The sequence below is a fragment of the Streptomyces sp. TBY4 genome, from assembly GCF_024213195.1.
GTDB lineage: Bacteria > Actinomycetota > Actinomycetes > Streptomycetales > Streptomycetaceae > Streptomyces.
Genome location: NZ_JANAVF010000013.1, coordinates 46,768 through 65,629 on the forward strand (window position 1 = coordinate 46,768; position 18,862 = coordinate 65,629).

At 71.6% G+C, this 18,862-nt stretch carries 18 protein-coding genes; 12 read left to right on the plus strand and 6 right to left on the minus strand.

The annotated features are described in order from the left end of the window. Positions 1-86: 86 nt before the first annotated feature. Positions 87-1,127: an NADP-dependent oxidoreductase gene (locus tag NLX94_RS27085; RefSeq protein WP_254385717.1), complete on the minus strand. Its 1,041-nt coding sequence runs from the start codon at positions 1,125-1,127 to the stop codon at positions 87-89. Between the two features lie 101 nt (positions 1,128-1,228). On the opposite strand from NLX94_RS27085, the gene NLX94_RS27090 reads away from it, so the two are divergent. The 4 genes from NLX94_RS27090 (at position 1,229) to NLX94_RS27105 (ending at position 4,998) form a co-directional block, all read left to right on the plus strand. Continuing rightward, entirely contained in the window at positions 1,229-2,113 is an 885-nt protein-coding gene (locus tag NLX94_RS27090; RefSeq protein ID WP_254385718.1) for a LysR family transcriptional regulator, read from the plus strand. A 260-nt stretch (positions 2,114-2,373) separates the two neighbouring features. Next, positions 2,374-2,511, plus strand: a complete 138-nt coding sequence (locus NLX94_RS27095) for a hypothetical protein (RefSeq protein ID WP_254385719.1) — start codon at positions 2,374-2,376, stop codon at positions 2,509-2,511. Positions 2,512-2,637: 126 nt separating this feature from the next. Further along, positions 2,638-3,678, plus strand: a complete 1,041-nt coding sequence (locus NLX94_RS27100; RefSeq protein ID WP_254385720.1) for a 3-isopropylmalate dehydrogenase — start codon at positions 2,638-2,640, stop codon at positions 3,676-3,678. A gap of 231 nt (positions 3,679-3,909) precedes the next feature. Then, positions 3,910-4,998 (plus strand): branched-chain amino acid aminotransferase, encoded by a 1,089-nt coding sequence (locus NLX94_RS27105; protein WP_254385721.1) that lies wholly within the window; start codon positions 3,910-3,912, stop codon positions 4,996-4,998. Positions 4,999-5,079: 81 nt separating this feature from the next. Here the strand turns inward: NLX94_RS27105 and NLX94_RS27110 are convergent, their stop codons facing one another. Both NLX94_RS27110 and NLX94_RS27115 read right to left on the minus strand, forming a co-directional pair. After that, positions 5,080-5,274 (minus strand): hypothetical protein, encoded by a 195-nt coding sequence (locus tag NLX94_RS27110; protein WP_254385722.1) that lies wholly within the window; start codon positions 5,272-5,274, stop codon positions 5,080-5,082. Between the two features lie 124 nt (positions 5,275-5,398). Beyond that, positions 5,399-6,823 (minus strand): cytosine permease, encoded by a 1,425-nt coding sequence (locus NLX94_RS27115; RefSeq protein WP_254385723.1) that lies wholly within the window; start codon positions 6,821-6,823, stop codon positions 5,399-5,401. 156 nt (positions 6,824-6,979) lie between these two features. Here NLX94_RS27115 and ureA point away from each other — a divergent pair, with 156 nt between their 5' ends. The 6 genes from ureA to NLX94_RS27145 all read left to right on the plus strand — a co-directional run bounded on the left by ureA (position 6,980) and on the right by NLX94_RS27145 (position 14,764). After that, positions 6,980-7,777, plus strand: coding sequence for an urease subunit gamma (ureA, locus tag NLX94_RS27120; protein ID WP_254385724.1), 798 nt, complete (start codon positions 6,980-6,982; stop codon positions 7,775-7,777). Continuing rightward, entirely contained in the window at positions 7,774-9,516 is a 1,743-nt protein-coding gene (locus tag NLX94_RS27125) for an urease subunit alpha (protein WP_254385725.1), read from the plus strand. Before ureA ends, NLX94_RS27125 begins: the two co-directional genes overlap by 4 nt. A 65-nt stretch (positions 9,517-9,581) precedes the next feature. Next, complete coding sequence (locus tag NLX94_RS27130; protein ID WP_254385726.1) at positions 9,582-10,622, plus strand: agmatine/peptidylarginine deiminase; 1,041 nt, start codon at positions 9,582-9,584, stop codon at positions 10,620-10,622. A gap of 33 nt (positions 10,623-10,655) precedes the next feature. Next, on the plus strand, positions 10,656-11,291 hold the full coding sequence (locus tag NLX94_RS27135) for a TetR/AcrR family transcriptional regulator (protein ID WP_254385727.1): 636 nt from the start codon (positions 10,656-10,658) through the stop codon (positions 11,289-11,291). Between the two features lie 366 nt (positions 11,292-11,657). Next, positions 11,658-13,295: a citramalate synthase gene (gene cimA / locus NLX94_RS27140; RefSeq protein WP_254385728.1), complete on the plus strand. Its 1,638-nt coding sequence runs from the start codon at positions 11,658-11,660 to the stop codon at positions 13,293-13,295. 98 nt (positions 13,296-13,393) lie between these two features. Next, positions 13,394-14,764 (plus strand): hypothetical protein, encoded by a 1,371-nt coding sequence (locus tag NLX94_RS27145; protein ID WP_254385729.1) that lies wholly within the window; start codon positions 13,394-13,396, stop codon positions 14,762-14,764. Positions 14,765-14,799: 35 nt separating this feature from the next. Here the strand turns inward: NLX94_RS27145 and NLX94_RS27150 are convergent, their stop codons facing one another. After that, positions 14,800-15,411, minus strand: a complete 612-nt coding sequence (locus tag NLX94_RS27150) for a YceI family protein (RefSeq protein ID WP_254385730.1) — start codon at positions 15,409-15,411, stop codon at positions 14,800-14,802. A gap of 318 nt (positions 15,412-15,729) precedes the next feature. Between NLX94_RS27150 and NLX94_RS27155 the strand changes: the two genes are divergently transcribed. Then, positions 15,730-17,313 (plus strand): acyl-CoA carboxylase subunit beta, encoded by a 1,584-nt coding sequence (locus NLX94_RS27155; protein WP_254385731.1) that lies wholly within the window; start codon positions 15,730-15,732, stop codon positions 17,311-17,313. A 23-nt stretch (positions 17,314-17,336) separates the two neighbouring features. After that, the gene (locus NLX94_RS27160; protein ID WP_254385732.1) at positions 17,337-17,540 is read left to right on the plus strand and encodes an acyl-CoA carboxylase subunit epsilon; all 204 of its coding nucleotides are present in this window, start codon (positions 17,337-17,339) and stop codon (positions 17,538-17,540) included. 82 nt (positions 17,541-17,622) lie between these two features. Here the strand turns inward: NLX94_RS27160 and NLX94_RS27165 are convergent, their stop codons facing one another. Together NLX94_RS27165 and NLX94_RS27170 are read right to left on the minus strand one after the other, a co-directional pair. Then, on the minus strand, positions 17,623-18,210 hold the full coding sequence (locus NLX94_RS27165; protein ID WP_073911148.1) for an ATP/GTP-binding protein: 588 nt from the start codon (positions 18,208-18,210) through the stop codon (positions 17,623-17,625). Further along, a complete protein-coding gene (locus NLX94_RS27170) occupies positions 18,191-18,781 on the minus strand; it encodes a DUF742 domain-containing protein (protein ID WP_254385733.1) in 591 nt (196 codons plus the stop codon). The genes NLX94_RS27165 and NLX94_RS27170 overlap by 20 nt, the downstream gene beginning before the upstream one ends. Positions 18,782-18,862: the final 81 nt, after the last annotated feature.

Sequence of the window (18,862 nt, forward strand, 5' to 3'; positions counted from 1 at the left end):
GCACATTGACGGCAAGAGTGGCGGCAGCCGCGCCAAAGGTCTACATCCGTGCGGTAAGAAGTCGGTGAACATCCGGGTGGCCGGAATCAGTCCCCGAGGCGGACGAGCATTTTGCCCAGATTCTCCCCGCGCAGCATGCCCAGGAAGGCCTCCACCGTGCGGTCGATCCCCTGCACAACCGTGGTGTCGGTGCCCACGCGGCCACTGCGCAGATGGGGGACCAGGAACTCCTCCAACTCCTCCTGCAGATTGGTGTGATTCCGAACCAATACCCCTTCCAGGCGCAGCGATTTGTGTACGACCTCGAAGAGGTTGCGGGGTGCGGCCGGCGAGCGGTCCCCGTTGTACGTCGAGATCGCGCCGACCCAGGCGATCCGCCCGTACTCGCGCAGACTCCCGAGCGCGCCCTCCAGGTGGTCCCCGCCCACGTTGTCCACGTACACGTCGATGCCCTCGGGGGCGGCCTTCGCGAGCTGCTCGCCGACCGGCCCGTCGTGGTAGTCGAAGGCGGCGTCGAATCCGAGCCGCTCCGTGAGGTGGCGGACCTTCGCCGCCGATCCGGCGCTGCCGATGATCCGGCGGGCGCCGAGCAGCCGGGCGATGTGGCCGGTCGCGGTGCCGACCCCGCCGGCCGCGGCCGACACGAAGAGGTCCTCGCCCGCGCGCAGCGCGGCCGTCCGGGTCAGGGCGGCGTACGCGGTGAGGCCGGTGCCGCCCAGGATGGAGAGGTGGGCCTCCAGCGGGACGCCCGGGTACCCGCGCAGCTTGCGGGCGCCGTCCGCGCCGAGGGTGACGAGGGCGTGCGTACGCCAGCCCTCGCGGTGGAAGACCAGGTCGCCCTCGCGCAGCCCCGGATCGCGGGAGGCGAGCACCCGGCCGACCGAGCGGCCCTCCAGCGGGGTGTTCAGCTCGAAGCCGCCCTCGCCGCCGTCCATCATTCCGCGGTGGTACGGGTCCACGGAGAGCAGCAGGTTCTCCACGAGGGCGGTGCCGGGCCCCGGCTCGGGAAGAGGCGTCCGCACGAGGGCGAAGTCGGAGGCGTCGGGGAAGCCGGCGGGGCGGGCGATCTGGTGGACGGCGTATGCGGTGTTCGCGGTGCTTGCAGTGCTCGCGGTGTTCGTGGTCATGGCGCCGACGCTAGGAGGCAATCCCGGGCCCGGGCAGGGGGTAGCGTTCATGGATGCCGCCGTTCCATGAACGGCGCTCATACGACCAGGTGGGAGCGGGTATGGCCGAGCTGATGCCGCAGGAACTGCGGGTCCTGGTGGCGGTCGCCGAGACCGGCGGCTTCTCCGCCGCGGCCGGGGCGCTCGGCCTCACCCAGTCGGCCGTATCGCACTCGGTGCGCGGCAGCGAGGCCAAGCTCGGTGCGGTCCTCTTCGAGCGCGGCCGCGGCGGCGCCTCGCCCACCCCGGCGGGGGAGCGGGCCGTCGGCCACGCCCGCCGGATCCTGCGGCTGTACGAGGTGATGGGCGCGGAGGTGCGCGGCGCGGGCCGGGCGGCCCAGGGAGCGGACCCGCTGGACGGCGTGCTCCGCATCGCCGCCTTCCGCAGCGCGGCCCTGCACCTGCTGCCGCCCGCCCTCGAACGGCTCACCGCCCGCCACCCCGGCATCCGCCCCGAGGTCCGGGTGGTCCGCGAGATCGGCGCCGGCACGGCCGGGGAGGTCGCCGCCGGGCGCGCGGACCTCGGCATCGCCACCCTGGGCGCCGCGCAGGACGTACCGCCCGGCCTGCTGACCGGGGTGCTCGTGGAGGAGGCGTACTCCCTGGTGCACCCGGCCGGGCATCCCGACCCCAAGGCGCTGCCCCTGATGGACTGGGACGAGAACTGCGGCTCCTACACGCGTGCCTGGTGGCGGGCGCAGGACTGGATCCCCCGGGCGACCGTCAAGGCCGAGGACGACGCGATGGTGCTGACCATGGTCGGCCGCGGGCTCGGCATGGCGATCATGCCCGAGCTGTCCCTCCGGGAGGCGACCGCGGCCGTGGACGTCACCGGTCTGGGCCCCGAGGGGCCGGTGAGGCACGTGGGGTACGTCACCACACCGGAATCTGCGGGCACCCTCGCCGTCAGGGCTCTGATCAGGGAACTTCGCTCCCGGGCGGGCTGAAAACGGAGCCCGCTGAGCGACCTTTCCGGGGGTTTCGCGTCTCAGATAGTAGGAAGTCCGAGTAATTGCGGAGACATACAGCGGGAGCTGGCCTACGTTGTAGAAGCCGAACGTCTCGCCGATCCGGCGAATGGCGGTCGAGAGCGCGCGCCCCATGGCAGGCAACCCCTGCCGCGCACCGCTCCCCGCCTCTTCCGGCGCCTTGAAGGAACCCCTCATCCGCGGCCCCGCCGCGCCGTGATCTCAAGGAGTCGATCACCATGACGCACACCTCCCCCTCCGCCCCCGCCCGCCGCGTCCGCCGCTCCGCGTCCGCCGACACGGACCGCAAGAACGCCGCCGCCGCCCTGCAGCGCGCGCTGGACCGCCGCGACAACGGCGGCTCGACCGGCCACTGACCGGCCGCCGGCCGACGACTGGCCGGCCTCTGACCTGCCGCTGAGCGTTCCCCGGCCCGAGACATATTGCGTCCACATGGTGGACGCAATATGTCTGAGGGATGGGACAAGGAGTACGGTTCCACCATGTCGACCAGCATCAATCTCGCAGTGATCCCCGGTGATGGCATCGGCCAGGAAGTCGTGGCTCAGGGCCTCAAGGTCCTTACCGCGGTCCTGCCCCAGGATGTGAAGCTGGAGACCAAGGAATACGACCTCGGCGCCCAGCGCTGGCACCGCACCGGTGAAACCCTCCCGGACGCGGAGCTCGAAGCCCTCAAGCACCACGACGCGATCCTGCTGGGCGCCATCGGCGACCCCTCGGTCCCGTCGGGCGTCCTGGAGCGCGGTCTGCTGCTGAAGCTCCGCTTCGCCTTCGACCACTTCATCAACCTGCGCCCCTCGAAGCTCTTCCCCAACACGGCCACCCCGCTCGCCGGCCGCCCGGAGATCGACTTCGTCGTGGTCCGCGAGGGCACCGAAGGCCCGTACACCGGCAACGGCGGCAGCCTGCGCACCGGCACCCCGGCCGAGGTGGCCACCGAGGTCAGCCTCAACACGGCCTACGGCGTCGAGCGCGTGGTCCGTGACGCGTACGAGCGCGCCAACGGCCGCCCGCGCAAGAAGCTGACGCTGGTCCACAAGAACAACGTCCTCGTCTACGCCGGTCACCTGTGGAAGAACATCTTCGACAAGGTCGGCCAGGAGTACCCCGAGGTCACCACCGACTACCTGCACGTCGACGCCGCGACGATCTTCTTCGTCACCCAGCCGGAGCGCTTCGACGTCATCGTCACGGACAACCTCTTCGGTGACATCCTCACCGACCTGGCCGCCGCCGTGACCGGTGGAATCGGCCTGGCCGCCTCGGGCAACATCAACCCGACCGGCGCCTTCCCGTCCATGTTCGAGCCCGTCCACGGCTCCGCCCCGGACATCGCCGGCACCGGCAAGGCCGACCCGACCGCGACGATCCTCTCGGTCGCCCTCCTGCTGCGCCACCTCGGCTACGAGGAGCAGGCCGCCCGCATCGAGGAGGCGGTCTCCGCCGACCTGGCCGAGCGCGACGGCACCTTCCGCTCCACCGACGCGATCGGCGACGCCCTCGCCGCTCGAGTAGCCGGCTGACCCGGTAGCCCCACCTCCAGGAAGCCGCCGGGTCGCGACCATCGCACCCGGCGGCTTTTCCTGTGCGGCCCCGGGTGCCACCATCTCCTCTGGGCCGCACACACCCCGTTTCACCGAAGCCTCCTCCCGCGCGATAATCGAACGCGAGGCCGCGGACTACGGGGAAGCTCGGACGTCCTAGTACGCCGTGAGCGCGGTCCGCCATACACAACCGGTGAAGGACAAGCACTCATGACGACGACGCCCACGATCGAGCTGAAGCCCTCCTCGACCCCCCTGTCCGCCGCGGAGCGCGAGGCGATCCTGGCGAGCCCCGGCTTCGGCCGCCACTTCACCGACCACATGGTCACGGTCAAGTGGACCGAGGGCCGCGGCTGGCACGACGCCGAGCTGGTCCCGTACGCGCCGCTGTCGATGGACCCGGCGAACATGACCCTGCACTACGCGCAGACGATCTTCGAGGGGCTCAAGGCCTACAAGCAGCCCGACGGCACCGTCGCCACCTTCCGCCCGCAGGCCAACGCCGAGCGCTTCCAGGCCTCCGCCCGCCGCATGGCGATGCCGGAGCTGCCGACCGAGCTGTTCATCGACGCCTGCGACGCGCTGATCAAGCAGGACCGCGCCTGGGTGCCGGACTCCGGCGAGGCCTCGCTCTACCTGCGGCCCTTCATGTTCGCCACCGAGGTCGGCCTCGGCGTCCGCCCGGCCAACGAGTTCCTCTTCATCGTCATCGCCTCCCCGGCCGGCGCGTACTTCCCCGGCGGCGTCAAGCCCGTCTCCGTCTGGCTCTCCGAGGAGTACGTCCGCGCCGCCAAGGGCGGCACCGGCGCCGCCAAGACCGGCGGCAACTACGCGGCTTCGCTCGTCGCGCAGGCCCAGGCCGCCGAGCACGGCTGCGACCAGGTGGTCTGGCTCGACGCCGTCGAGCACCGCTGGATCGAGGAGATGGGCGGGATGAACCTGTACTTCGTGTACGGCGACCGCATCGTCACCCCCGAGCTCACCGGCTCGCTCCTCCCCGGCATCACCCGCGACTCCCTCCTCACCATCGCCCGCGACCTCGGCTACACCGCCGAGGAGGGCCGCATCACCACCGAGGACTGGAAGCGCGACAACGAGAACGGCACCCTGACCGAGGTCTTCGCCTGCGGTACGGCCGCCGTGATCACCCCGGTCGGCTCCGTCAAGTCGGAGCGCGCGAACTGGACCCAGGGCAACGGCGAGCCCGGCGAGGTCACCATGAAGCTCCGCAAGGCCCTCCTGGAGCTCCAGACCGGCCACACCGCCGACACCCACGGCTGGATGCACCAGCTCGGCTAGTCGGCCCCGCCCCGAACCGCCCGAAGGCCCCCCGCGCAGTGCACGGGGGGCCTTCGGTGTGTGAGGGGGCAGGGGGCGTGGTCAGCGCTTCCCGTCCGCCTCGCCCTCGCCTTCGTACTCCTTCGTGCCCTCGGACTTCTTCTCGTCCCCGGGCTTCTTCCCGCGCTCCTGGTCCTTTCCCTCCGGACCGAGGCCCACCAGGGTGTCGCCGAAGGCGTAGGCCAGACCCGCGACTCCCTTGACGATCTTTCCCGCCACGTATGCGAGTTCTTCCACGACGCCTCCCCGTGCCGTTCGGGGCGGCCCTTTTCCTGTTCGGCCGCCGCTGCAGAGGGAGACGCCGCCGCGGGCCGGTTGGTTGAGCGCCGCAGCAGGTACGGGGACCCGCGTACGGGGTGACTCAGGCGGCCACCGGCTCCTCGGCGGCTTCGGCCGGTGCCGGGGCGGGGGCCGTGCGGGCGGTCAGGGCCGCGTAGATCAGGCCGCCGGTCAGTCCGGAGAGGACGAAGGAGCAGTCGACGCCGCCGGTCAGGGCCAGCAGCGGGCCCTCGTAGAACGGGGTGGTCACGGCGAGCAGGCCGACGCCCGCGCCGATGGCCCAGGAGAGGGCGGCAGGGACGTTCCAGCCGCCGCGGAACCAGTAGATCCCGCCCTTGGCGCGGCGGTTGAAGACCTGGAGGGCATCGGCGTCGTAGTGCCCGCGGCAGCGGACGTAGCCGATGAGGGTGATCACGGCCCACGGGGTGCCGAGCGCGGTCAGCACCAGCACGAAGGAGGTCATCGCGGCCTGGACGTCCCACTCGAAGGAGCCGACGAAGACGAAGGCGGTGGCCACGGCCGCGGCGATCACGGTGGCGGTGGTGCGGGTGGCCCGGGGGACGATGGCGTCGAGGTCGAGGCCCATGGAGTAGAGCATCAGGCCGGCGTTGCCGACCGATCCGGCGGCCGCGGCGACCAGCAGCGGAAGCAGGTACCAGAACGGCGCGGCCTCGACCAGCGGACCGGCGTAGTCGGCCCCGGCGCGGGCGGCGAGCGCGGTGTAGGTGCCGAAGAGCTGCGGGACCAGCAGTCCGACGAGCAGGCCGAGCCCGGTGGACCGGAGCACCTTGCGGGGGCTGTGCCGGTGCGGGGAGATGTAGCGGGTGTAGTCGCCGAGCAGGGTGATGAAGGCGACGGGCCCGCTGAGCCCGGCGGCGACGGCGGCGAGCAGCCAGGTCGGCCAGAAGGAGCCGAGCAGGTACGCGGTGTCCGGCGGGGCGGCGGCGGTGAAGTCGGGGGCGTAGGCGAACACGCCGGCGGCCAGCAGCAGCACCATGCCGATGGAGAGCACCTTGCTCATGCGCAGCAGCAGCCGGTAGCCGAAGACGGCCGCGACGACGGTGGCCGCGGCGAGCACCCCGTACATCACGGCCCGGGAGAGGCCGGTGTCGGGCAGCCCGGTGAGCCGGGACAGGGCGCCGACCATCACGTCGCCGCCTATCCACAGGGTCAGCGCGGTGTAGCCGAGGGAGAGCAGCAGGCCGACCACCGAGCCGACGAGCCGGCCGCGTACGCCGAACTGGGCGCCGCTGGAGGTGGAGAGGTTGGTCCCCGTGCGCAGGGAGACGAGCGCCAGCGGCGCGGTGAAGGCGATGCCGACGAGGGTGCCGGTCACGATGGCGGTGACCGAGGGCCACAGACCCAGCCCGAAGGACGGGGGCAGCCAGCCGAAGACGATCACACCGAGGCAGAGATTGGAGCCGAGGAGGATCGAGATCAGGTCACGGGGACCGCTCGTCCGTTCCTCCTCCGGGATGGTGTCGACTCCGCGCTGTTCGATGGGCATGGGGGGACTCCCTTGGCAGGGCGGGGGGTGGCAATGCAATGTTTGAGCGACACTCAATGTGACCTAAGCCTTGGTCTCAGGTCAATGCTTCATTGCCGGGAAATGAAGAGTTAGAGTGATGCTCTAACCCATCGACTCGAAGGGTGGTGGATCGGCGTGCGGCTGACCCCTACGGAGCGCGACCGGCTGCTGCTCCGCGGTGCTGCGGAACTGGCCAGGGCCCGGCGGGCCCGCGGACTCAAGCTCAACGTCCCGGAGGCCACCGCGCTCATCGCGGACACGGTCTGCGAGGCCGCGCGCGACGGAAAGCGGCTCGCCGAGGCCATCGAGGAGGCCCGCTCCGTGCTGGGCCCCGCCGACGTCCTGCCGGGTGTCAGCGACGTGGTCACCGAGGTGCACGTGGAGGCCGTCTTCGACGATGGTTCCCGCCTCGCGGTGGTCTCCTCCCCGATCCGCGGCGCCACCGGCCTCGGCGAGCACGCCCCGGGCGCGGTCGTCCCCGGCCCCGGCGCCCCCCAGCCGGAGCCCGCGGTCCACCTGCGCGTACGCAACACCGCCCCGGTGCCGGTGAGCGTCACCTCCCACTTCCACTTCTTCGAGGCCAACCCGCGCCTCGACTTCGACCGCGCGGCCGCGTACGGCATGCGGCTGTGCGTGCCCGCGGGCTCCTCGGTCCGCTTCGACCCCGGCGGCGAGGCCGAGGTCGGCCTGGTCCCGATCGGCGGCGCCCGCATCGCCATCGGCTTCGCCGGCCTGGTGGACGGCCCGCTGGACGCTCCCGGAGCCAAGGAGCAGGCGCTGACCCGCGCCGAGGCCTGCGGCTATCTCGGCGCGGCCTCGGCGGCCTCGGCGGGCCCGCCGGGCGCCGCCCCGGCCCCGGGCTCCGGGCCCGCCCCGCGCGGCGGAGCCGCCGCTCCCGGCTCCAGTGACCGCCCGGAAGGGACCACGGCATGAGCCGGCAGACGCCCCACACGGACCACAGCGCGCACTGCGCCCCCGGCAGCCGGCACATCGACCCGCACGAGTACGCCTCCGTCTTCGGCCCCCGCGCCGGGGACCGGGTCCGGCTCGGCGACTCCGGGCTGACCGTCCGGGTGGAGTCGGATTCCCAGAAGCCCGGGGACGAGTTCCTGGCCGGCTTCGGCAAGACGGCCCGCGACGGACTGCACCTGAAGGCCGCCGCCGTACGCGACACCTGCGACGTGGTGATCAGCAACGTGCTGGTCATCGACGCCGTCCTCGGCATCCGCAAGGTCTCCATCGGCATCCGCGAGGGCCGCATCCACGCGATCGGCCGGGCCGGCAACCCCGACACCCTCGACGGGGTGGACGTGGTCGTCGGCACGGGCACGAGCATCGTCTCCGGCGAGGGCATGATCGCCACCGCCGGCGCCGTCGACACCCATGTGCACCTGCTCTCCCCGCGCATCATGGAGGCCTCGCTCGCCGCGGGCGTCACCACGATCATCGGCCAGGAGTTCGGCCCCGTCTGGGGCGTCGGCGTCAACTCCCCGTGGGCGCTGAAGCACGCCTTCAACGCCTTCGACGCCTGGCCCGTCAATATCGGCTTCCTGGCCCGCGGTTCCTCCTCGGACCCGGCCCCTCTGGTCGAGGCGCTCGCCGAGGGAGGGGCCTGCGGCTTCAAGGTCCACGAGGACATGGGCGCCCACACCCGCGCCCTGGACACCGCCCTGCGCGTGGCCGAGGAGTACGACGTCCAGGTCGCCCTGCACAGCGACGGCCTCAACGAATGCCTCTCGGTCGAGGACACCCTGCGGGTGCTCGACGGCCGGACCATCCACGCCTTCCACATCGAGGGCTGCGGCGGCGGCCACGTCCCCAACGTCCTGAAGATGGCCGGCGTCGAGAACGTCATCGGCTCCTCCACCAACCCCACCCTGCCCTTCGGCCGGGACGCGGTCGCCGAGCACTACGGGATGATCGTCTCCGTCCACGACCTCAAGCCGGACCTCCCCGGTGACGCCGCGATGGCCCGCGACCGGATCCGCGCGGGCACGATGGGGGCCGAGGACGTCCTGCACGACCTGGGCGCGATCGGCATCACCTCCTCCGACGCCCAGGGCATGGGCCGCGCCGGCGAGACCATCCGGCGCACCTTCGCCATGGCCGCCAAGATGAAGGGCGAGCTGGGGCCCCTGGAGGGCGACGGCGAGGGCGACGACAACGCCCGCGTGCTGCGCTACATGGCCAAGCTGACCATCAACCCCGCCATCGCCCACGGCCTGGCCCACGAGATCGGCTCCATCGAGGTCGGCAAGCTCGCCGACATCGTGCTGTGGCGCCCCCAGTTCTTCGGCGCCAAGCCGCAGCTGGTCCTCAAGTCCGGCTTCCCGGCCTACGGGGTCACCGGCGACCCCAACGCCGCCACCGACACCTGCGAACCGCTGGTCCTCGGACCGCAGTTCGGCTCGTACGGGGCCACCGCGGCCGATATCTCCGTCGCCTTCGTCTCGGCCGCCGCGGCGGCCCTCGGCAGCGACGGGATGCCGACCCGCAGACGCCGGGTCGCCGTCCGCGGCACCCGGGGCATCGGCCCCGCGAACCTGCTCCTCAACTCCCGGGTGGGCGCGGTCGATGTGGACGCGCGCAGCGGACTGGTCTCCCTCGACGGAGAACCGCTGCGCTCCGAGGCGGCCGATTCGGTCTCCCTCAACCGCCTCTACTTCTTGTAAGCCGGCCCAACCCGTAAGCCGGCCCAGTCTGCAATCCAGCACAGCCCCTTAAGGACCTCCCTGCCATGACCGACACCACGCCCGTGAACGCCGGATTCCGGATGCCCGCCGAGTGGACGCCCCACGAGCGCACCTGGATGGCCTGGCCCAGCCCCAACCCGACCTTCACCGACGAGGCCGAGCTCGCCGCGGCCCGCGAGGCCTGGGGCGCCGTCGCCCGCGCCGTGCGCACGTACGAGCCCGTGACCCTGGTGGTCTCCCCGGGAGACGCCGAGGGCGCCCGCGCGATCGTCGGCGACGACGTCGAGCTGGTCGAGCGGCAGCTCGACGACGCCTGGATGCGCGACATCGGCCCGACCTTCGTCACCAACGACGCGGGCGAGCTGGCCGCCGTCGACTGGACCTTCAACGGCTGGGGCGCCCAGGAGTGGGCCCGCTGGGACCACGACTCGAAGATCGCCCGGGAGATCTCCGGCCTCGTCGGGACCCGCACCTACAGCACCGCGCTGGTCAACGAGGGCGGCGCCATCCATGTGGACGGCGAGGGCACCGTGCTCCTCACCGACACCGTGCAGCTCGGCAAGGGCCGCAACCCCGACTGGACCCGCGAGCAGGTCGAGGCCGAGATCCACGCCCACCTGGGCACCACCAAGGCGATCTGGCTCCCGTACGGCCTGGCCGGCGACTACGGCACCTACGGCACCCAGGGCCACGTGGACATCGTCGCCGCCTTCGCCCGCCCCGGCGTGGTCATGGTCCACAGCCAGCCCGACCCGGCCCACCCGGACCACGAGCGCGGCAAGACCATCGCCGCCCTCCTGCGCGCCTCCACCGACGCGCAGGGGCGGCAGCTGGAGGTCGTGGAGATCCCGGCGCCGACCGTGCTGGAAGAGGACGGGGAGTGGGTGGACTACTCCTACATCAACCACTACCTGTGCAACGGCGGCGTGGTCCTGTGCGCCTTCGACGACCCCCGCGACGAAGAGGCGGCGGAGATCTTCCGCGGTCTGTTCCCCGAGCGGACCGTGACGCTCGTCGACGCACGTACGATTTTCGCCGGGGGTGGCGGTATCCACTGCATCACCCAGCAGCAGCCGAAGGCCTGACCCCGAGCGGGCGGCCGGGACGAGGAGTGGGCCATGGTGGCGGGTGAGGTACGTGCCGCGCGCAAGAACGCGCCGCCGCGCGAGGACGTACTGGTCGCCGCCATGGCCACCATCGCCGAACGCGGCCTGGACGGTCTGACCATGGCGGGCCTCGGCCGCCAGGTCGGCATGAGCAGCGGCCACCTCCTCTACTACTTCCGCACCAAGGACGAGCTGCTGCTGCAGACCCTGGAGTGGAGCGAGGCGGCGCTCGGCACCCGCCGCCGCGCCCTGCTGTCCCGCCGCGGCCCGGCGCGCGAGCGCCTGCAGGCGTACGTGGACCTGTACGTGCCCGAGGGCGCCCGGGATCCGCACTGGACGCTCTGGCTGGAGGTCTGGAACCGCTCGCAGAACGCCGGGCCGGGGGAGCGGGAACGCCAGGGGGCCATCGAGGGCGCCTGGCACCGCGACCTGGTGGCCCTGCTCGCCGAGGGCATCTCGCGCGGGGAGTTCCGCCGGGTCGACCCGGACCGCTTCGCGGCCCGGCTGCGGGCCCTGCTCGACGGGTTCAGCATCCAGGTCGCCGTCGGCCTGCCCGGGATAGGGCGCGGCGACATCCTCGACCACGTCAGCGAGTTCCTCACCGAGGCGTTGACCCTGCAGGGTGATTCCAGCCCCGCCGGCGTTTGAGGCGCGGGGTCCGGGGCGGAGCCCCGGCAACGGAGCCGCACCAGGCCGGACGGGGGCGTGCCCGCATGCTGAGATCCCCGTCCATCCGCGGCATGCGGTATGGCAGACTGCCGACGTGCCTGCTCAGCTCATGATTATGGACAGCAGCGCGCCGGTCCCCAGTGGCCGCTGAGCCGCGGAAGAACTTCGCGGAGGCGGCCACCGTGCCTCAGACCCGCGCGCAGACCTCTCGCACCCGCGAGAGGTTTTTTCGTTTTCCGGCCCGAACACGCCGGAATCGGGCAGCGCGCGATGATGGGGGCAGTGGCGTCGGCCTGCCCGAGGGCGGGCATCCGGAACCACCCATCCGACAGGAGTCAGATCAGCATGACGACGACAGAGGCGACCGAGCCGACTGCGCCGGCTTCGGGCCCCGGCACCGATGACGGGTTCCACGTCTTCGACACGACCCTGCGCGACGGTGCCCAGCGTGAGGGCATCAACCTCACGGTCGCGGACAAGCTGACGATCGCCCGGCACCTGGACGACTTCGGGGTGGGCTTCATCGAGGGCGGCTGGCCCGGCGCCAACCCGCGCGACACGGAGTTCTTCTCGCGTGCCCGCGCGGAGATCGACTTCAAGCACGCCCAGCTCGTCGCCTTCGGCGCGACCCGCCGGGCGGGCGGCTCGGCCGCCACCGACCCGCAGGTCCGCGCCCTGCTGGAATCCGGCGCCCCGGTGATCACCCTGGTCGCCAAGTCCCACGACCGGCACGTCGAGCTCGCGCTGCGCACCACCCTCGACGAGAACCTGGAGATGGTCCGCGACACCGTCGCCCACCTGGTCTCCGAGGGCCGCCGGGTCTTCGTCGACTGCGAGCACTTCTTCGACGGCTACCGGGCCAACCCCGAGTACGCGAAGTCCGTCGTGCGCGCCGCCCACGAGGCCGGCGCCGACGTCGTGGTCCTCTGCGACACCAACGGCGGCATGCTGCCCGCGCAGATCGCCGCCACCGTGGCGACCGTGATCGCCGACACCGGCGCCCGCCTGGGCATCCACGCCCAGGACGACACCGGCTGCGCCGTCGCCAACACGCTGGCCGCCGTGGACGCCGGCGCCACCCACGTGCAGTGCACCGCGAACGGCTACGGCGAGCGGGTCGGCAACGCCAACCTCTTCCCTGTCGTCGCCGCGCTGGAGATCAAGTACGGCCGCAGGGTGCTCCCGGCGGGCGCCCTGGCCGAGATGACCCGGATCTCGCACGCCATCGCCGAGGTCGTCAACCTCACCCCCTCCACGCACCAGCCCTACGTCGGCGTCTCCGCCTTCGCGCACAAGGCGGGCCTGCACGCCTCGGCCATCAAGGTCGACCCGGACCTGTACCAGCACATCGACCCCGCGCGCGTCGGCAACACCATGCGGATGCTCGTCTCCGACATGGCCGGCCGGGCCTCCATCGAGCTCAAGGGCAAGGAGCTCGGCGTCGACCTCGGCGGGGACCGCGCGCTGGTCTCGCGGGTGGTGGAGCGGGTCAAGGAGCGGGAGCTCCAGGGCTACACGTACGAGGCCGCCGACGCCTCCTTCGAGCTGCTGCTGCGCGCCGAGGCCGAGGGCCGGGCGCGCAAGTACTTCCGCATCGAGTCCTGGCGGGCCATCGTCGAGGACCGCCCCGACGGCACGCACGCCAACGAGGCCACGGTGAAGCTGTGGGCCAAGGGCGAGCGGATCGTGGCGACGGCGGAGGGCAACGGCCCGGTCAACGCACTGGACCGCGCGCTGCGCGTCGCCCTCGAACGCTTCTACCCCCAGCTCGCGAAGTTCGAGCTGATCGACTACAAGGTCCGCATCCTGGAGGGCGCCCACGGCACGGCGTCCACCACCCGGGTCCTGGTCACCACGACCGACGGCGCCCGCGAATGGAACACGGTCGGCGTCGCCCCGAACGTCATCGCGGCCTCCTGGCAGGCCCTGGAGGACGCCTTCACCTACGGCCTCCTGCACGCGGGCGTCGAGCCGGCGGAGTAGCGGAGCAGCAGTCCAGCAGGGCGGGACATGAGGGCCGGGCCGATGGTCCTTATGTCCTGCTCACACAGGATTGCACCCGTTCGGGTAGCGTCGTGGATATGAGGACCAGGCTTATATCCGTACGATTTGGATCGCTGCTGGCCGCTCTGCTGCTGGCGCTGTCCGCGACCGCCCTGCTGGTCGCCCCGTCGGCCTCGGCCGCCGACGGGACCACCACCGTGGCGGAGGCCCTCAAGAAGGGCCCGGTCTACGTGGACCCCCGTGCCGAGGCGCAGCTGCCCCCCGCGCAGGCCGAGGCGCTCGCGAAGAAGATCAAGGACGCCGGGAAGCCGGTGTTCGTCGCCGTGCTGCCGGCCACCGCCGAGTTCCCCGCCGACAGCGTGCTCAAGACGGTCCGCACCGAGACCGGCATCACCGGCCTCTACGCGATCCGGCTCGGGGACGGCTTCAACGCCGGAGCCGACCGGGCCGTCATGCCGAACAACGCGGTCCGCAACCTGGTCGACGCCGTCAAGGCCGGGGGAGCCGTCGACGCGAACACCGAGCTCAACAACTTCGTGGACCAGGCCCTGGCCCAGGCCAAGGGCAGCGCGCCGGCCTCCTGGGGCACCGCGAGCACGGACGGCGGGGCCCCGGTGGGCGCGCTGATCGGACTCGGCGTGGTGGCCGCCGTCGGCGGCGGCGGGGCGTACGCGCTGGTCAAGCGCAACCGCAAGAAGAAGGAAGAGCTCCGGCGCGAGTCCATCGCCCGGCTGGGCGTGGTCGTCGACGAGGACATCACGGCCTTCGGCGAGGAGCTGGAGCGACTCGACTTCCACCCCGGTGAGCCCGGCGCCGACGATGCGATGCGCGCGGACTACGAGCAGGGCCTCGACTCGTACGAGAAGGCCAAGCAGATCATGGCCTCCGTGCAGCACCCGGAGGAGGTCAAGGGGGTCACCCAGGCGCTGGAGGACGGCCGGTACGCCCTGGCCTGCCTCGACTCCCGCCGGCAGGGCAGGCCGCTGCCCGAGCGCCGCGCCCCCTGCTTCTTCGACCCGCGCCACGGCCCGAGCACCGAGGACGCCGCCTGGGCCCCGGCGGGCGGGGCCGCCCGTACGGTCCCGGTCTGCACGGCGGACGCGGTCCGGCTGCGCGACGGCCAGGACCCGGCGGTCCGCACCGTGGCCACCGAGCACGGTCCGCGCCCCTACTACGACGCGGGCCCGGCGTACGGCCCCTGGGCGGGCGGTTACTTCGGCGGCGGCATCCTGCCCGGCCTGCTCATGGGCACGATGCTCGGCTCGATGATGTCGAGCCCGGCCTACGCCTCGGACTTCGGCGGCGGCAACGGCTTCGACGGAGGAGGCGGCGGTTTCGACGGCGGCGACGTCTCCGGAGCCGACTTCAACCCGTCCGACTTCGGAGGCGGGGACTTCGGCGGCGGAGGCGGCTTCGACGGCGGCGGGTTCGGCGGGGGCGACTTCTAGCCGCCCCCGGACCCGCGGTGTGGAACGGGGCTCGCTCAGGCCTGCTTGATCGCCGAGATGTCGAAGGTCAGCTTCACCTTGTCGCTGACCATCACGCCGCCGGTCTCCAGGGCCGCGTTCCAGGTCAGACCCCAGTCGGAGCGCAGGATCTCGGCCGAGCCCTCGAACCCGACGCGCTCGTTGCCGTAGACGTCGGTGGCCGAGCCGCCGAACTCCAGGTCGATGGAGAGCGGGCGGGTGACGTCCTTGATGGTCAGCTCGCCGGTGATGCGGTAGGCGTCGCCGCCGAGCTGATGCGCCTGCGTGGAGCGGAAGGTCATCAGCGGGAAGGTCTCGGCGTCGAAGAAGTCGCCGGAACGCAGGTGGCCGTCGCGGTCGCCGATGCCCGTGTCGATGGAGGCGATCTTCACGTCGATGGAGGCGGTGGAGCGGGACGGGTCGGAGCCGTCCAGGTGCAGGGTGCCCTCGTGGTCGGCGAAGGTGCCGCGGACGTTGGTGACCATCGCGTGGCGGACGGTGAACCCGATGCTGCTGTGCGCGGCGTCGATGACGTAGTCACCGGTGAGCGCGGCGAGGGCCGGGTCCACGTCGAGGGTGGCGACGGCGGTGGTGGCGGTGTCCTGGGCGCGGCGGGTGAAGAGACCCATTGCTTCTCCTTGGTAGGGGTGCCGCTCGATGTGTCCGGCACTCGTTGAACTTTCAACAAGAAGGACGCTAGACCCATTCCGTTCAAATTTCAACCTCTGAAGTTCTTGTAGGGGGCTTGGGTGTCCTGATGACACCTTGGGGGCGGCTTGGCGTCATCGAGGCCGGTCCTTTGTGGGGAACCCACAAAGGACCAACGTCCTGCCTGGTGGGCCCCGCGGTGCCCCCACCGGTTCTGTCCGGCCCGGACAGCGGAAGACACCTGACACTGTGCGGACTCGACGGAGGGTTTTTCCGGTCCGGCTTCGTAAGGTCATTACATGACCGTTGTGGACCAGATTCCGAGCGAGCCGACGGACGCCCGCGGCCGCGTGGCCGAACTGCACGACCTGCGCGAGCAGGCGCGGCGCGGACCGAGCGACCGGGCGACCGAAGCGCAGCACGCCAAGGGCAAGCTCACCGCCCGCGAGCGCATCGCTCTGCTGCTCGACGAAGGTTCCTTCAAGGAGGTCGAGCAGCTCCGCCGCCACCGCGCGACGGGCTTCGGCCTGGAAGCCAAGAAGCCCTACACCGACGGTGTCATCACCGGCTGGGGCACGGTCGAGGGCCGCACGGTCTTCGTCTACGCACACGACTTCCGCATCTTCGGCGGCGCCCTGGGCGAGGCCCACGCCACGAAGATCCACAAGATCATGGACATGGCCATCGCGGCCGGTGCCCCGCTGGTCTCCCTCAACGACGGCGCCGGCGCCCGAATCCAGGAGGGCGTCTCCGCGCTCGCCGGGTACGGCGGCATCTTCCAGCGCAACACCAAGGCCTCGGGCGTCATCCCGCAGATCTCGGTGATGCTGGGCCCCTGCGCCGGCGGCGCGGCCTACTCCCCGGCGCTGACGGACTTCGTGTTCATGGTCCGGGACACCTCGCAGATGTTCATCACCGGCCCGGACGTGGTCCGCGCGGTGACCGGCGAGGAGATCACCCAGAACGGCCTCGGCGGCGCGGACGTGCACGCCGAGACCTCGGGCGTGGCGCACTTCGCGTACGACGACGAGGAGACCTGCATCTCCGAGGTCCGCTACCTCATCACGATGCTGCCCTCCAACAACCGCGAGAACCCCCCGGTCCACGAGACCACCGACCCGGCCGACCGCCGCTCCGACGTCCTGCTGGACCTCGTACCGGCCGACGGCAACCGCCCGTACGACATGCTCAAGGTCATCGAGGAGCTCGTCGACGAGGGCGACGTCCTGGAGATCCACGAGCGCTGGGCCCGCAACATCATCTGCGCCCTGGCGCGGATGGACGGCCAGGTCGTCGGCATCGTCGCCAACCAGCCCGGCCACCTCGCCGGCGTCCTGGACATCCACGCCTCCGAGAAGGCGGCGCGCTTCGTCCAGCTCTGCGACGCCTTCAACATCCCGATCATCACCCTCCTGGACGTCCCCGGCTTCCTGCCGGGCGTCGACCAAGAGCACGGCGGCATCATCCGCCACGGCGCGAAGCTGCTGTACGCGTACTGCAACGCGACCGTGCCGCGGATCTCGCTGATCCTGCGCAAGGCCTACGGCGGCGCCTACATCGTCATGGACTCCCAGTCCATCGGCGCCGACCTCACCTACGCCTGGCCGACCAACGAGATCGCCGTGATGGGCGCCGAGGGCGCCGCCAACGTCATCTTCCGCAAGCAGATCGCGGACGCCGAAGACCCCGAGGCAATGCGTGCGCGCATGGTCAAGGAGTACAAGGCGGAGCTGATGCACCCTTACTACGCCGCCGAGCGAGGCCTCGTCGACGACGTGATCGACCCCGCGGAAACCCGCGAGGTCCTCGTCGCCGCCCTCGCCATGCTCCGCAACAAGCACGCCGATCTGCCGTCGCGCAAGCACGGCAACCCGCCGCAGTAGACGTCGAAGGAGAACTGCCACCGATGAGCAACGCCACCGGCACCCTGCTGAAGGTCGAGAAGGGCCACGCCGAGCCCGAGGAGCTGGCCGCGATCACCGCGATCCTGCTCGCCCGCGCCGCGGCCACCCCCGAGGACGCCTCCGGTTCCGCCGTCCCCTCCCAGGCCGGCTGGCGCCGCCTGGAGCGCACCCCCGGCTTCCGCGGCCCGCGCAGCTGGCAGGGCTAGTACGCGAAGCCCCGCAGGCACCACGTGAAAAGCCCCCCGCACTCCTTCGAGTGCGGGGGGCTTTCGCGTACGACCGGGACGGCTACCGCAGGCGGGCCATGAGGGCGTGCTCGACCAGGGTGATGAGTGCGCTCTTGGCGTCCGCGCGGTGGCGGGCGTCGGTGGTGATGATGGGGGCGTCCGGGCCGATCTGCAGGGCCTCGCGGACTTCCTCCGGGGTGTACGGCTGGTGCCCGTCGAAGCCGTTAAGGGCGATGACGAAGGGCAGGCCGCTGTTCTCGAAGTAGTCGACGGCCGGGAAGCAGTCGGCGAGACGGCGGGTGTCGACGAGGACGACGGCGCCGATGGCGCCGCGCACGAGGTCGTCCCACATGAACCAGAAGCGGTCCTGTCCGGGGGTACCGAAGAGGTACAGGATCAGGTCCTGGTCCAGGGTGATGCGGCCGAAGTCCATGGCGACCGTGGTGGTCGTCTTGTCCCCGGTGTGCGTGAGGTCGTCGATGCCGGCGGAGGCGCTCGTCATGACGGCCTCGGTGCGCAGGGGGTTGATCTCGGAGACGGCGCCGACGAACGTGGTCTTGCCCACGCCGAAGCCACCCGCCACCACGATCTTCGCGGAGGTGGTGGAGCGAGCAGGAGCCGCTCCGCCGTTAGAGCTTGCGAAGTCCACTGAGCACCCTTTCGAGCAGTGTCACGTCTGGCTGGCCGCCGGCGGACTCGTCGCCGCCGGGCTGGTGGATGGCCACGAGGCCGGCCTCGGCCAGGTCGGCGACGAGGATCCGGGCCACGCCAAGAGGAATGGAGAGGAGTGCCGAGATCTCCGCGACGGATTTGATCTCCTGGCACAGGAGGCAGATGCGCTGGTGCTCGGGCAGCTGCCCTTGCAGGCGCGCGGGATCGGCCGTGGTGCTGACCAGTGCCTCGATGGCGAGCTGGTAGCGCGGACGGGTCCGGCCACCGGTCATCGCGTACGGGCGCACCAGCGGGTTGTGCGCCTGCGGAGCCTGCGGGCGCCCGCCGCGCGGAGGCTGCTGCGGGGGCCGGTAGGACTGCCCGGGCTGCTGCGGCCGGCCGTACGGCTGCTGCTGGTAGGGCTGCCGCTGGTACGGCTGCCCCGCGGCGGGGTCGTGCTCCGGCGCGGGCCGGTTGCTGGGAGCGGAAGGGAAGTTGAAGCGGTTCTGGTCGTGCCCACCCTGCGGCTGCTGCGCGCCGCCATAGGGATGTCCTCCGGGTGTTGTCACGTTTCCTCCTCCGACTCCAAGTACGCAGTACTCCCTGTGGAACCGCGCCACCGCACCCTATGGTGCAGTGACGCGAAACGC

Excerpts from the sequence above, each read along its gene's own strand:
- NLX94_RS27085 (WP_254385717.1), bottom strand. The coding sequence starts at position 1,127 with ATGACCACGAACACCGCGAGCACTGCAAGCACCGCGAACACCGCATAC.
- NLX94_RS27090 (WP_254385718.1), top strand. The coding sequence starts at position 1,229 with ATGGCCGAGCTGATGCCGCAGGAACTGCGGGTCCTGGTGGCGGTCGCC.
- NLX94_RS27095 (WP_254385719.1), top strand. The coding sequence starts at position 2,374 with ATGACGCACACCTCCCCCTCCGCCCCCGCCCGCCGCGTCCGCCGCTCC.
- NLX94_RS27100 (WP_254385720.1), top strand. The coding sequence starts at position 2,638 with ATGTCGACCAGCATCAATCTCGCAGTGATCCCCGGTGATGGCATCGGC.
- NLX94_RS27105 (WP_254385721.1), top strand. The coding sequence starts at position 3,910 with ATGACGACGACGCCCACGATCGAGCTGAAGCCCTCCTCGACCCCCCTG.
- NLX94_RS27115 (WP_254385723.1), bottom strand. The coding sequence starts at position 6,823 with ATGCCCATCGAACAGCGCGGAGTCGACACCATCCCGGAGGAGGAACGG.
- NLX94_RS27125 (WP_254385725.1), top strand. The coding sequence starts at position 7,774 with ATGAGCCGGCAGACGCCCCACACGGACCACAGCGCGCACTGCGCCCCC.
- NLX94_RS27130 (WP_254385726.1), top strand. The coding sequence starts at position 9,582 with ATGACCGACACCACGCCCGTGAACGCCGGATTCCGGATGCCCGCCGAG.
- NLX94_RS27135 (WP_254385727.1), top strand. The coding sequence starts at position 10,656 with ATGGTGGCGGGTGAGGTACGTGCCGCGCGCAAGAACGCGCCGCCGCGC.
- cimA (WP_254385728.1), top strand. The coding sequence starts at position 11,658 with ATGACGACGACAGAGGCGACCGAGCCGACTGCGCCGGCTTCGGGCCCC.
- NLX94_RS27145 (WP_254385729.1), top strand. The coding sequence starts at position 13,394 with ATGAGGACCAGGCTTATATCCGTACGATTTGGATCGCTGCTGGCCGCT.
- NLX94_RS27150 (WP_254385730.1), bottom strand. The coding sequence starts at position 15,411 with ATGGGTCTCTTCACCCGCCGCGCCCAGGACACCGCCACCACCGCCGTC.
- NLX94_RS27155 (WP_254385731.1), top strand. The coding sequence starts at position 15,730 with ATGACCGTTGTGGACCAGATTCCGAGCGAGCCGACGGACGCCCGCGGC.
- NLX94_RS27160 (WP_254385732.1), top strand. The coding sequence starts at position 17,337 with ATGAGCAACGCCACCGGCACCCTGCTGAAGGTCGAGAAGGGCCACGCC.